Raw genomic sequence first — 12,576 nt, forward strand, 5'->3', positions numbered from 1 at the left:
TTATTTCTTAAAAGAATCAGCCAATTTTTGCGTGGCTGAACGGAACACGCCAAGATCGCTGCCAACGGCAACAAACGTCGCGCCCCACTCCAGATAACGACGCGCATCCGCCTCTACCGGGGCCAGAATGCCGCTTGGTTTGCCGTGTGCTTTCGCGCGGGCAAAAATGTGCTGGATAGCTTTCTGCACATCAGGATGTGACGCATTGCCGAGGTGGCCTAACGCCGCAGCCAGATCGCTTGGGCCGACGAAGACCCCGTCGACGCCTTCTGTCGCCGCGATTGCGTCAACGTTATCAACGCCCTGCTGACTTTCGATCTGCACGATGATGGTGATGTTCTTATTCGACTGCGCAAAATAGTCCGGTACGGTGCCAAACATATTGGCGCGATGGGATACGGACACGCCGCGAATACCTTCCGGCGGATAGCGGGTCGACGCCACGGCGTTCACCGCCTCTTCTTCCGTCTCCACGAACGGGATCAGGAAGTTGTAAAATCCGATATCCAGCAGGCGTTTGATAATTACCGGCTCGTTGGTCGGTACGCGCACTACCGGCGCGCTGGCGCTGCCTTTCAGCGCCATCAATTGCGGGATAAACGTCGATATGTCGTTCGGCGCGTGTTCGCCGTCCAGCACCAGCCAGTCAAAACCCGCCAGGCCTAAAACTTCGGTACTGATTGGGTTGGCTAATGCAGACCAGCAGCCAATCTGAATCTGTTGCGCCGCGAGAGCCGCTTTAAACTTATTCGGAAAAATCGTGTTATTCATCGCTTACACCTTTGTTTATTTCTGCAATTCCATACGTTTAATGTCACCGACAATAAACAGGTAGCAAACCATTGCCATCAGCGCCGAGCACCCTACAAACATCAGCGCAGCATTAAATGAGTGCAGCTCGCTCACCAGATACCCAATCACCAGCGGGGTGACGATGGAAGCCACATTGCCAAATACGTTAAATACCCCACCGCACAGACCGACAATCTCTTTCGGCGCAGTATCGGAAATCACCGGCCACCCCAGCGCCCCGAAGCCTTTACCGAAGAACGCCAGCGCCATCAGCGCCACCACCAGGGTGGTGTTATCGGTGTAGTTACACAGAATAATGGTCGAGGCGAGCAGCATTCCGAGCACAATCGGCAGCTTACGTGCCAGAGTGATGCTGAAGCCACGTTTAATCAGATAATCAGAGAACACGCCGCCGAGTACGCCACCGGCAAATCCGCACAGCGCAGGAATCGAAGCCACCAGGCCCACTTTCAGGATCGACATGCCTTTTTCCTGTACCAGGTAAATCGGGAACCAGGTGAGGAAAAACCAGGTAATTGTGTTGATAAAATACTGTCCGAAGAACACGCCGAGCATCATACGGTTAGTGAGCAACTGCTTGATATAATGCAGTTTAGGACCGCCTGACTTCACATCACCCGGCTTTTTATGGTCCATATCCACGACCGCGCCGTTTTCAGAGATAAACTTCAGCTCTTCTTGCGACATACGCGGGTGATCGGTTGGGTTATGAATAAACTTTACCCACAGCCCGGTGAGCACAAAACCAATCACGCCCATCACGGTAAAGACGTGTTCCCAGCCCCAGGCGAAGGTCAGCCAGCCCAGCAGCGGCGAAAACAGCGCCAGAGAGAAATACTGTGCGGAGTTAAAAATTGCGGACGCCGTACCGCGCTCTTTCGTCGGGAACCAGGCCGCCACGATCCGGGCATTCGCCGGGAAGGACGGCGCTTCCGAGAAGCCCAGCATAAAGCGCATGATGAACATTGAAATACCCGCCCAGGCCAGCGGGAACATGTCGACAAAGCCCTGCAGGAAGGTAAACAGCGACCAGAAGAACAGGCTGTAGGTATAGACTTTCTTTGAACCGAACTTATCCAGCAGCCAGCCGCCGGGGATTTGCATTAACAGGTAAGCCCAGCCGAAAGCGGAGAAAATGTACCCCATTGAGATGGCACTGAGCTGTAACTCTTTCGCCACTTCCGTGCCGGCAATTGACAGCGTTGCACGGTCCGCATAGTTAACGGCTGTAACGATAAATATTATCAGCAATATTAAGTAACGGGTGTGCGTGCCTTTCTTTTTCTCGACAACTGTATCCAGAATCATTCTAATTACCTCGGGTACATTAAATTTTTATTATTATTGGGTAGATATTCCTGGTGATAAATTACTGATAATAAGAATGCATAATAATTTATCAGACGCTATGAAACCGTGATTTAGTATAATCAGCAGCGCAACGTTAATCATTGTGCAAGCGCTCATTAAACATGCGTTATTAAAATAATGTTTTGGGCATATGCACACATACATGGGCGCTAATGCACACATTTACGTATTGCTACCCCTGGTGGGGCGGCCTTGCTAAGTTTAAGTGATCATCATCACATTCTTGGCGATAAACTCCTGACATTCTTATTTCACGATACCGAATCTTTATTACTTATAATTAGATTCAAAATATAAATATCCACACTATTATCACCACCTTGTTGGAGAATACTGGACAATGGCCGACATCGAAATCAGACAAGAATCGCCAACGGCGTTTTATATTAAAGTTCACGAAACAGATAATGTGGCGATAATTGTCAATGACAATGGTCTGAAAGCTGGGACGCGTTTTCCAGACGGACTGGAACTCATTGAACATATTCCCCAGGGACATAAAGTGGCGCTCCTGGATATTCCTGTTCGCGGCGAAATCGTGCGTTATGGCGAAGTGATAGGCTATGCCGTTCGCGATATCCCACGCGGCAGTTGGATTGATGAATCAATGGTTGAGCTACCCAAGGCCCCGCCGCTGGAGACGCTGCCGCTGGCAACCAAAGTGCCAGAACCGCTGCCGCCTCTTGAAGGTTACACCTTCGAAGGTTATCGCAATGCAGACGGTAGTGTCGGCACCAAGAATCTGCTCGGTATTTCCACCAGTGTGCACTGCGTGGCGGGCGTGGTGGATTATGTGGTGAAAATCATTGAGCGCGATCTGCTGCCAAAATACCCGAACGTTGACGGCGTGGTCGGACTCAATCATCTTTACGGCTGCGGCGTGGCGATTAATGCCCCAGCCGCCATCGTGCCGATTCGTACCATTCACAATATTGCGCTAAACCCGAACTTTGGCGGTGAAGTGATGGTCATTGGCCTCGGCTGCGAAAAACTGCAGCCAGAGCGCCTGCTGGAAGGTACGCACGATGTGAAAAGTATTCCGGTCGACAGCGCCAGCATCGTCAGCCTGCAGGATGAAAAACACGTTGGCTTTCAATTGATGGTTGCCGATATTTTGCAGGTGGCCGAACGCCATCTGGCAAAACTCAATCAACGCCAGCGTGAAACCTGCCCGGCGTCAGAACTGGTGGTCGGCATGCAGTGCGGCGGCAGCGATGCGTTTTCAGGCGTGACGGCCAACCCGGCGGTCGGTTATGCCTCCGACCTGTTAGTACGCTGCGGCGCCACCGTAATGTTCTCTGAGGTTACCGAAGTGCGCGATGCCATCCATCTTCTGACCCCACGTGCGATTAACGAAGAAGTAGGTAAACGCCTGCTCGAAGAGATGGCCTGGTACGATAACTACCTTGATATGGGCAAAACGGATCGCAGCGCCAACCCTTCTCCTGGCAACAAGAAAGGCGGTCTGGCAAACGTGGTGGAAAAAGCGCTGGGTTCTATTGCCAAGTCTGGCAAGAGCGCGATTGTCGAAGTCTTGTCGCCGGGCCAACGCCCAACCAAACGTGGCCTGATTTACGCGGCTACACCCGCCAGCGATTTTGTCTGCGGTACGCAGCAGGTCGCTTCCGGGATCACCGTGCAGGTGTTCACCACCGGTCGCGGTACGCCGTACGGCCTGATGGCCGTGCCGGTGATAAAAATGGCGACCCGTACCGAGCTGGCCAACCGTTGGTTTGACCTGATGGACATCAACGCAGGCACCATCGCCACCGGGGAAGAAACCATTGAAGACGTGGGTCTGAAACTGTTCGAGTTTATTCTCGACGTCGCCAGCGGGCGTAAGAAAACCTTCTCGGATCAATGGGGACTGCATAACCAACTGGCGGTGTTTAACCCGGCGCCAGTGACCTGATTATCCACGTTTTTTCTTCATGAGCATGCCTTCGGGCATGCTTTTTTTTTCGCCATATACTTTCGCAACCCTCCCTTTTCTTTCGAAACTTTCATTTATCAGATCGAAATCACAAAAAAACGTTACGAAACCCTATACTTTATTTCGAAGAAAGCAATCGAAAGACTTCGGAGGAAGTATGTTTATCATCTCAAGCAAAATGATGCTGAAGAAGGCACAGCGAGAAGGCTATGCCGTACCGGCGTTTAACATTCACAACCTGGAGACCTTACAGGTTGTCGTGGAAACAGCAGCCGAACTACGCTCTCCGTTGATCGTCGCCGGCACGCCTGGCACTTTTAGCTATGCCGGTGTCGGTAATATCGTTGCAATCGCCAGTGAACTGGCAAGATGCTGGAACCATCCTCTCGCCATCCATCTCGATCACCATGAAAGCGCCACCGATATTGAAGAGAAAGTCGCTACAGGTATTCGCTCCGTCATGATCGATGGTTCCCATCTGCCGTTTGTCGACAACATTGCGTTAGTTAAACACGTAACAGATTACTGCCATCGCTATGACGTTAGCGTTGAAGCTGAGCTGGGACGGTTGGGTGGACAAGAAGATGACCTAATCGTGGACGGAAAAGATGCGCTTTATACCCACCCAGAACAGGCTCGGGAGTTCGTGGAAAAAACCGGTATCGACTCACTGGCGGTCGCGATTGGCACGGCTCATGGTCTGTATAGCACTGAACCTAAACTGGATTTTGAACGGCTAACAGAAATTCGTCAGTCCGTTGATATTCCACTGGTTCTACATGGCGCATCCGGCCTGCCAGCACATGATATTAAGCGCGCCATCTCTTTAGGGATCTGCAAAGTCAACGTCGCTACCGAACTCAAAATCGCCTTTTCTGGCGCACTCAAAACCTATCTGAGTACACATACCAATGCGAATGACCCACGGCATTACATGGTGCCAGCAAAAGCCGCCATGAAAGAAGTGGTACGTAAAGTCATTGCCGACTGCGGTTGCGAAGGAAAACTATAAGTAACTGATTAATATGAATTGTATGAATTCTGGCAAAGGTCTGTTTTAAAGCTGGATCACGAAAGCTGCTTTTACCCTTTGCCTTCAATCCAAAAATATTATGAAGATAAACAAAAGATATCGGAGATAGAAGTGAAAGAAATAATCTCTCGTCATAAAGCAGGTGAACATTTAGGTATTTGTTCTGTTTGTTCAGCACATCCGTTGGTCATTGAATCCGCATTACGCTTTGATCTCAATACGGACAGTAAAGTTCTGATCGAAGCAACGTCTAATCAGGTTAATCAGTTTGGTGGCTATACCGGGATGAAACCCGCCGATTTCCGTGATTTTGTCTATGGCATCGCACAAGAAATTGGCTTCCCTCGAGAAAGACTGATCCTGGGGGGCGATCACCTCGGCCCTAACTGCTGGCAAAATGAAGTAGCGGCAGAAGCGATGGAGAAATCCGTAGCCTTGATTAAAGCTTACGTCGCCGCAGGATTCAGCAAAATCCATCTTGATGCTTCAATGTCCTGCGCTGACGATCCGACACCGCTAGACCCGATGGTTGTTGCTCAGCGAGCAGCCATACTTTGCCAGGCAGCAGAATCAACAGCAACCGAAGAACAGAAACGCCAACTGACTTACGTGATTGGCACAGAAGTTCCCGTACCAGGAGGAGAAGCCACCACCATCGGTAGCGTTCATGTCACACGTGAAGAAGATGCCGCCCGGACACTGGAAACCCATCAGGTTGCCTTCAGTGCATTAGGGCTTGAAGAAGCGTTAACGCGCGTAATCGCCATTGTGGTCCAGCCCGGCGTCGAATTCGATCACACTCAAATTATTCACTATCAGCCACAAGCTGCAAAAGCGCTTTCCGCCTGGGTCAAAGAGACCCCAATGGTCTACGAAGCGCATTCTACCGATTATCAAACCCGCCAGGCATACCGTGCGCTGGTACGCGATCACTATGCGATTTTGAAAGTGGGTCCAGCACTCACCTTCGCTCTGCGTGAAGCTATTTTTGCCCTTGCGCAAATGGAAAATGAACTGGTATCTCCGGAGCAGAGAAGCCGGGTATTGGAAGTGATTGACGAAGTTATGTTGAATGAACCGGGCTACTGGAAAAAATACTATCGCCCAACCTGGAGTCAGGCGATGGTTGATATTCACTTCAGTCTCTCCGACCGTATTCGTTACTACTGGCCGCATCCCCGCATTCGTCAAAGCGTAGAGAAATTAATAACCAATCTTAATGACGTCGCTTTACCACTGGGGCTAATTAGCCAATTTATGCCCGTGCAATTTGAGCGTCTGTCTGAAGGAACGTTAACCGCGACGCCACACAATCTGATTATCGACAAAATTCAGGACGTTCTGCGCGCCTATCGCTTTGGTTGCGCACCAGCACTTGCCTGAAATCAGGAGAATATATGAGCCAACTTTTTGTCCGAACAGGAATTAACTTTAGCTCGTGTCAGCATGCGCTGACACATATTGGGGAGGAGATGCTGGCCAAAGGGGTCGTGCACGAAAGCTACCCGCAGGCCCTGATTGAGCGTGAAGCAACCTTTCCAACTGGAATAGCGCTGGAACGTCATGCCGTTGCGATTCCACATTGTGAAGCTGTTCATGCTAAATCTCCTGCTATCTATCTGATTCGCCCGGATACACCGGTCAACTTTCAACAAGCGGATGATGATGAAGAGATCGCCGTCTCTTTAATTATCGCCTTAATCGTTGAGAACCCGACGGCACAACTGAAGCTCCTGCGTCGTCTGTTTAGTGAGCTACAAAACCCGAACACCATTGAAGCATTACTGAATGCGCCCGATGCAGAACTGGCAATGCTCTTTCGGGAAAAAATCCTTGAGTCTGAGCTCTGTGCCCAGATTTGATAAAAAACTGATAATAAAAGGAATACCCTATGAAACGTAAAGTAATTGTGGCCTGTGGCGGTGCTGTAGCAACTTCAACAATGGCTGCGGAAGAAATTAAAGAACTCTGTGAAGCCAACAATATACAACTCGACCTGGTTCAGTGTCGTGTAACAGAAATCGAAACCTATATGGACGGCGCAGACCTCATTTGTACCACGGCTCGCGTTGACCGTACATTTGGCGATATCCCGGTGGTTCACGGCATGCCTTTTGTCTCAGGCGTGGGTATCGAAGCATTGCAGCAAAAAATCCTGACCATCCTCGTGGGGTAACGCCATGTTTAGCGAAATAATGCGTTATATCCTCGATTTAGGTCCAACGGTTATGCTGCCGTTAGTGATCATCATCTTCTCAAAATTGCTGGGAATGAAGCTCGGGGATTGTTTTAAATCTGGTCTGCATATCGGGATTGGGTTTGTCGGCATCGGTCTGGTAATCGGCCTGATGCTGGACTCTATTGGACCTGCCGCAAAAGCAATGGCAGAACAGTTTCAAATCAACCTGCACGTCATCGATGTCGGCTGGCCTGGTTCATCACCGATGACCTGGGCTTCGCAAATTGCGTTAATTGCGATTCCTGTCGCCATTGGGGTGAATATCCTGATGCTGGTTACCCGCATGACCCGTGTGGTGAATGTCGACATCTGGAATATCTGGCATATGACGTTTACCGGCGCCATGTTGCATCTGGCGACCGGTTCATACTGGTTGGGCATCCTCGGTGTGGTTGTTCATGCCGCCTTCGTTTACAAACTGGGCGACTGGTTTGCCAAAGACACGCGCGACTTTTTTGGCCTGGAAGGCATCGCCATTCCACATGGTTCCTCGGCATATCTGGGCCCGATAGCGGTCCTGGTTGATACGATCATTGAAAAAATCCCAGGTCTGAACCGCATTCATTTCAGTGCGGATGATGTACAAAAACGCTTCGGCCCCTTCGGAGAACCCGTCACCGTCGGTTTTGTGATGGGGTTAGTGATCGGCATGCTGGCAGGGTATGACGTTAAAGCTGTGCTCCAACTGGCGGTTAAAACAGCTGCCGTTATGTTGCTCATGCCACGCGTAATTAAACCGATTATGGATGGACTCACTCCCATTGCAAAGCATGCTCGCAAGCGCCTGCAGGCAAAATTTGGTGGACAGGAGTTCTTGATTGGCCTGGATCCTGCGCTACTGCTCGGCCATACGTCGGTGGTTTCCGCCAGTCTTATCTTTATCCCGCTGACCATTCTGATTGCCGTTCTGGTACCAGGAAACCAGGTTCTGCCATTCGGCGATCTCGCGACCATTGGTTTCTTTGTCGCCATGGCGGTAGCCGTTCATCAGGGAAACCTTTTCCGCACGCTGATCTCCGGCGTCATCATCATGGGTATCACCCTTTGGATAGCCACGCAAACCATTGGTTTACATACCCAGCTAGCCGCCAATGCGGGCGCATTGAAAGCTGGTGGCATGGTGGCTTCAATGGACCAGGGCGGTTCCCCAATCACCTGGCTGCTAATCCAGCTCTTCACCTGGCAGAACGTGGTGGGTTTCATCATTATCGGTGCTATTTACCTGTTGGGTGTACTGCTGACCTGGCGTCGGGCGCGTAATTTCGTGGCGGCTGAAAAAGCGGCAGCCATAACAGAAAGCCAGACCGCATCTTAATTTCTGGGGAGCATTTGCTCCCCTTCACTTTTCTGGAGACACTTATGAAATCAGTGGTTATTCACGCTGAGGGCGACGTACGCGTTGAAGAACGTCCCATACCACAACTACAAACTGATGAAGATGTACTGGTCAAGGTGGTCAGTTCAGGGCTTTGCGGCTCAGATATTCCCCGAGTCTTCAATCATGGCGCTCACTATTATCCAATCACACTTGGGCATGAGTTCAGTGGCTATGTTGAGTCTTACGGCGCGGGCGTAACCGATCTACAACCCGGAGATGCCGTTGCCTGCGTACCGCTGCTCCCCTGCTTCCACTGTCCTCAGTGCGAGCGTGGATATTTCTCATTGTGTAAGCAATATCAGTTTGTCGGATCGCGCAGCGAAGGCGGCAATGCAGAATATGTGGTGGTAAAACGCGCCAACCTGTTCCGCCTGCCTTCAGAAATGCCGATTGATGATGGCGCATTCATTGAGCCCATTACCGTTGGCCTGCATGCTTTTCACCTCGCTCAGGGATGCGAAGGCAAAAACGTGATCATCGTTGGTGCAGGTACTATCGGTTTACTGGCAATGCAATGTGCTCGCGAACTCGGCGCAAAAAGCATCACGGCGATTGATATCAACCCGCAGAAGCTGGCGTTAGCAAAAGAACTGGGGGCAACCTATGTGTTTAACAGTCGGGAGATGAGTGCGACCGAGATCCACTCCGGTCTGGAGAACATTCAATTTGACCAACTCATCCTGGAGACTGCGGGAACCCCACAAACTGTTACTCTGTCGATCGAAATTGCCGGACCTCGCGCTCAACTGGCATTAGTCGGTACGCTGCATCACGATCTGGCGCTAGCTTCAGGTGTTTTTGGGCAAATATTGCGTAAAGAGTTAACCATCCTTGGCAGTTGGATGAACTATTCCAGCCCATGGCCTGGAGAAGAGTGGGAAACCGCTGCCCGTTTACTCACGGAGAAACGCTTACAGCTTGAGCCGTTAATTGCCCACAGTGGTGATGCCGACAGCTTTGCCAGCGCCGTCAAGTCACTCAATGGCGCGCCGATGCAGGGGAAAATTCTGCTCAAACTCTCCTGACCCAACGAGCCAGCAACCTGCGCTGGCTCACATTTACTTTCGAAATTTAGCGTTCACCTTTCGCAATCCTTCGATTAAACTAGTGGCAGTCAAATTATCAGGCAAATCAATATGAACTCATTTGAGAGAAGGAATAAAATTGTCGACCTGATTAATACGCAAGGTAGCGTACTGGTAATGGATCTTTCGAATACCTTTGGTATTTCTGAAGTAACCATTCGCGCCGACCTGCGGTTATTAGAAGAGAAGGGTCTGGTCACCCGTTTTCATGGCGGTGCGGCAAAACCAGGAAGCCATCTGGCTGAAGGTGACAATCAGGAAGTATTATTAGAAGACCGGTATCAGCTTGCCAGCGATCCCAAAAAGCGGATCGCTCAGGCTGCAACGGCAATGGTCGAGGAAGGAATGACCGTGATTCTGGATAGCGGAAGCACGACCTTACTGATCGCTGAGGCGCTAAACCGAAAAAGTAATATCACAGTTATTACCAATAGCCTGCCCGCTGCGTTTACGTTATCGGAAAACAAAGACATTACGCTGGTCGTCTGCGGCGGCACGGTGCGTCACAAAACTCATTCAATGCATGGCACTATCGCTGAACGTTCCCTTCAAGGGATAAGCGCAGACCTGATGTTCGTTGGCGCCGACGGGATTGATGCCACTAATGGTATAACGACATTCAACGAAGGCTATTCGATTAGTAGCGTGATGGCTGCTGCGGCACATAAGGTTATTGCCGTACTGGATGCAACAAAATTTAACCGACGAGGTTTTAATCAGGTACTTCCAATGGAGAAGATTAACTGCGTAATAACCGACGACAGTATCAGCAAACAGGATAAATCAGCGCTGGCCAAAACAGGGGTTGAACTGCTGGTCGTTTAAATTACCCTCCATAGCCCCCCTTTCGTCGCGCCAACGCGTTGCAGTTTACCTTTTAGCTGCAACGCTTTCAGATAGCGTTCTACAGTTCGGGCTGAGATTTCACACTCATCAGCGATACTTTTGGCGGATCTGCCTGGCTGATTCGACAAGATTTGTAGTATGCGTTTTTCAATATCCAGTAAATCAGGCGACATTTCTTCCGACATTTCTTCCGACATTTCTTCCGACATTTCTTCCGACAGGGCTGATGATTTCCCCAATCCCTCTTGCAAAGCAGAGATGATGTTTTCAAGGATAAATTCTATAAATGGCGTGCAGCTACTTTGCCGATCGCACTGCCCTAACACCTGGTAGTAGCGATCCTGTTGGTAGTGGATCAGTGTCTCTACTGGTAACCACGCCAATTCCGATCGCCACTCACGGAGGATTAATGTCTGCCACAACCGGCCCATCCGTCCATTGCCGTCGGCAAAAGGATGAATGAATTCAAATTCATAATGGAAAATAGCACCAGCAATCAGTGGGTGGAGCTCTGTCGTTTTTAACCAGCCCAGTAGGTCATTCATCAATCGAAGAACTTGTGACGCCGGTGGGGCCATATGGATAAGCTGTTTCTCCCTGTAAACACCGACATTGCCGGATCGCAATTGACCCGGGTTATCGACAAGCCCCATCATCAGGATTTGATGTGCCTGTAAAAGATCGGAGAGTCTTTCACTTTTCCACTCTGACATTTTTTCATAGGCCAGAATCGCATTTCTGACTTCCTGTATATCTTTAGCCGGAGCCAGAATACGTTTCCCCTCCATCAGAGCGGTGACTTGTTCCGTAGTCAACGAATTATGCTCAATCGCTAAAGAGGCCTGAATAGTGCGAATACGATTCTCTTTGCGCAAAAGAGGAGATGCCCTACCAGCCATCGCCGCCCAATTTCCCATCAACTCCCCAATTTCAATGACTTGATTGAGGATCAATGGAGTGATGACGAAAGGTGGTTGGTAGGTACTCACTGTTACTCCCCCTGCTGTTCCAGCGCGTACTTATACAGCGCATTCTTCTTCACGCCGTGGATCTCAGCGGCCAGTGCGGCGGCCTTTTTCAGCGGCAGCTCTGCCTGCAATAAGGCCAGCGTACGCAGCGCATCAGCCGGAAGGTCGTCTTCTTGCGCTTTGTGTCCTTCGACAATCAGCACCATTTCGCCTTTTCGACGGTTTTCATCTTCCTTGACCCACGCCAGCAGTTCGCCGACCGGCGCGCCGTGAATGGTTTCCCAGGTTTTGGTCAACTCACGCGCCAACACCACGTAGCGGGATTCGCCCCAGACGGCAACCATGTCTTCCAGGCTATCCAGCAAACGGTGGGTAGATTCATAAAAAATAAGCGTACGCGGTTCAGCCTCAATGGCTTTCATCGCATCACGACGCCCTTTCGATTTGGCAGGCAGAAAACCTTCATAGCAAAAGCGGTCTGAAGGCAGACCTGCAGCGCTCAGGGCAGCAATCGCCGCGCAAGGGCCTGGCAGGGGAACAACGCGGATCCCTGCTTCGCGACAGGTCCGTACCAGATGGTAGCCAGGATCGTTAATCAGCGGCGTTCCGGCATCGGAAACCAGCGCAATGTTTTGCCCTTCTTTAAGCTTCGCCACCAGCGTTTCGGCCTTTTGCTGCTCGTTGTGATCATGTAAAGCGAACAAACGCGCGTTAATCGCGAAGTGTTGTAACAAGAGTCCTGTATGACGAGTGTCTTCAGCGGCAATCAAATCAACGGCTTGTAAAACTTCGAGCGCTCGTTGGGTAATATCAGCCAAATTTCCTATAGGAGTAGGTACAATAAAGAGTTGGCCTTGAGAATTATCCGCCGATTCGTGTTGTTTCATTGTGTCGTCCGTATTGCCGATTT

The 12,576-nt window shown here is 50.5% G+C and carries 12 protein-coding genes; 8 read left to right on the plus strand and 4 right to left on the minus strand.

Annotation, left to right across the window (positions count from 1 at the left end; genetic code table 11):
• Both garL and garP read right to left on the minus strand, forming a co-directional pair.
• A complete protein-coding gene (gene garL / locus KQJ19_RS02150; protein WP_216403293.1) occupies positions 1 to 771 on the minus strand; it encodes a 2-dehydro-3-deoxyglucarate aldolase in 771 nt (256 codons plus the stop codon).
• Positions 772 to 786: 15 nt separating this feature from the next.
• The gene (gene garP, locus KQJ19_RS02155; protein ID WP_003024898.1) at positions 787 to 2,121 is read right to left on the minus strand and encodes a galactarate/glucarate/glycerate transporter GarP; all 1,335 of its coding nucleotides are present in this window, start codon (positions 2,119 to 2,121) and stop codon (positions 787 to 789) included.
• 403 nt (positions 2,122 to 2,524) lie between these two features.
• On the opposite strand from garP, the gene garD reads away from it, so the two are divergent.
• From garD to KQJ19_RS02195, 8 genes are all read left to right on the plus strand, one after another.
• Positions 2,525 to 4,096, plus strand: a complete 1,572-nt coding sequence (gene garD / locus KQJ19_RS02160; RefSeq protein ID WP_216403294.1) for a galactarate dehydratase — start codon at positions 2,525 to 2,527, stop codon at positions 4,094 to 4,096.
• Between the two features lie 178 nt (positions 4,097 to 4,274).
• Positions 4,275 to 5,129, plus strand: a complete 855-nt coding sequence (locus KQJ19_RS02165; protein ID WP_181220885.1) for a tagatose bisphosphate family class II aldolase — start codon at positions 4,275 to 4,277, stop codon at positions 5,127 to 5,129.
• A 132-nt stretch (positions 5,130 to 5,261) separates the two neighbouring features.
• Positions 5,262 to 6,533: a tagatose-bisphosphate aldolase subunit GatZ gene (gene gatZ / locus KQJ19_RS02170; protein WP_181220886.1), complete on the plus strand. Its 1,272-nt coding sequence runs from the start codon at positions 5,262 to 5,264 to the stop codon at positions 6,531 to 6,533.
• A 14-nt stretch (positions 6,534 to 6,547) separates the two neighbouring features.
• Positions 6,548 to 7,012: a PTS galactitol transporter subunit IIA gene (gene gatA, locus KQJ19_RS02175; RefSeq protein ID WP_019077770.1), complete on the plus strand. Its 465-nt coding sequence runs from the start codon at positions 6,548 to 6,550 to the stop codon at positions 7,010 to 7,012.
• Between the two features lie 29 nt (positions 7,013 to 7,041).
• The gene (gene gatB / locus KQJ19_RS02180) at positions 7,042 to 7,326 is read left to right on the plus strand and encodes a PTS galactitol transporter subunit IIB (RefSeq protein WP_003828616.1); all 285 of its coding nucleotides are present in this window, start codon (positions 7,042 to 7,044) and stop codon (positions 7,324 to 7,326) included.
• 4 nt (positions 7,327 to 7,330) lie between these two features.
• A complete protein-coding gene (locus tag KQJ19_RS02185; protein ID WP_016154648.1) occupies positions 7,331 to 8,704 on the plus strand; it encodes a PTS galactitol transporter subunit IIC in 1,374 nt (457 codons plus the stop codon).
• A 44-nt stretch (positions 8,705 to 8,748) separates the two neighbouring features.
• Positions 8,749 to 9,792: a galactitol-1-phosphate 5-dehydrogenase gene (gatD, locus tag KQJ19_RS02190; RefSeq protein ID WP_016154649.1), complete on the plus strand. Its 1,044-nt coding sequence runs from the start codon at positions 8,749 to 8,751 to the stop codon at positions 9,790 to 9,792.
• A 111-nt stretch (positions 9,793 to 9,903) separates the two neighbouring features.
• Positions 9,904 to 10,677 carry a DeoR/GlpR family DNA-binding transcription regulator gene (locus KQJ19_RS02195; protein ID WP_003828620.1) on the plus strand — a complete coding sequence of 258 codons (774 nt, stop codon included), beginning with the start codon at positions 9,904 to 9,906 and terminating at the stop codon, positions 10,675 to 10,677.
• Here KQJ19_RS02195 and KQJ19_RS02200 read toward each other — a convergent pair.
• Both KQJ19_RS02200 and rsmI read right to left on the minus strand, forming a co-directional pair.
• Positions 10,674 to 11,687, minus strand: coding sequence for a Fic family protein (locus tag KQJ19_RS02200; RefSeq protein WP_200047076.1), 1,014 nt, complete (start codon positions 11,685 to 11,687; stop codon positions 10,674 to 10,676). The two genes, KQJ19_RS02195 and KQJ19_RS02200, sit on opposite strands and share 4 nt — an antisense overlap.
• Positions 11,688 to 11,689: 2 nt before the next feature.
• Positions 11,690 to 12,553 (minus strand): 16S rRNA (cytidine(1402)-2'-O)-methyltransferase, encoded by an 864-nt coding sequence (gene rsmI / locus KQJ19_RS02205; RefSeq protein ID WP_016154652.1) that lies wholly within the window; start codon positions 12,551 to 12,553, stop codon positions 11,690 to 11,692.
• Positions 12,554 to 12,576: the final 23 nt, after the last annotated feature.

This window comes from Citrobacter sp. S46_ASV_140, assembly GCF_018919545.1.
GTDB classification, from domain to species: Bacteria; Pseudomonadota; Gammaproteobacteria; order Enterobacterales; family Enterobacteriaceae; genus Citrobacter; species Citrobacter braakii.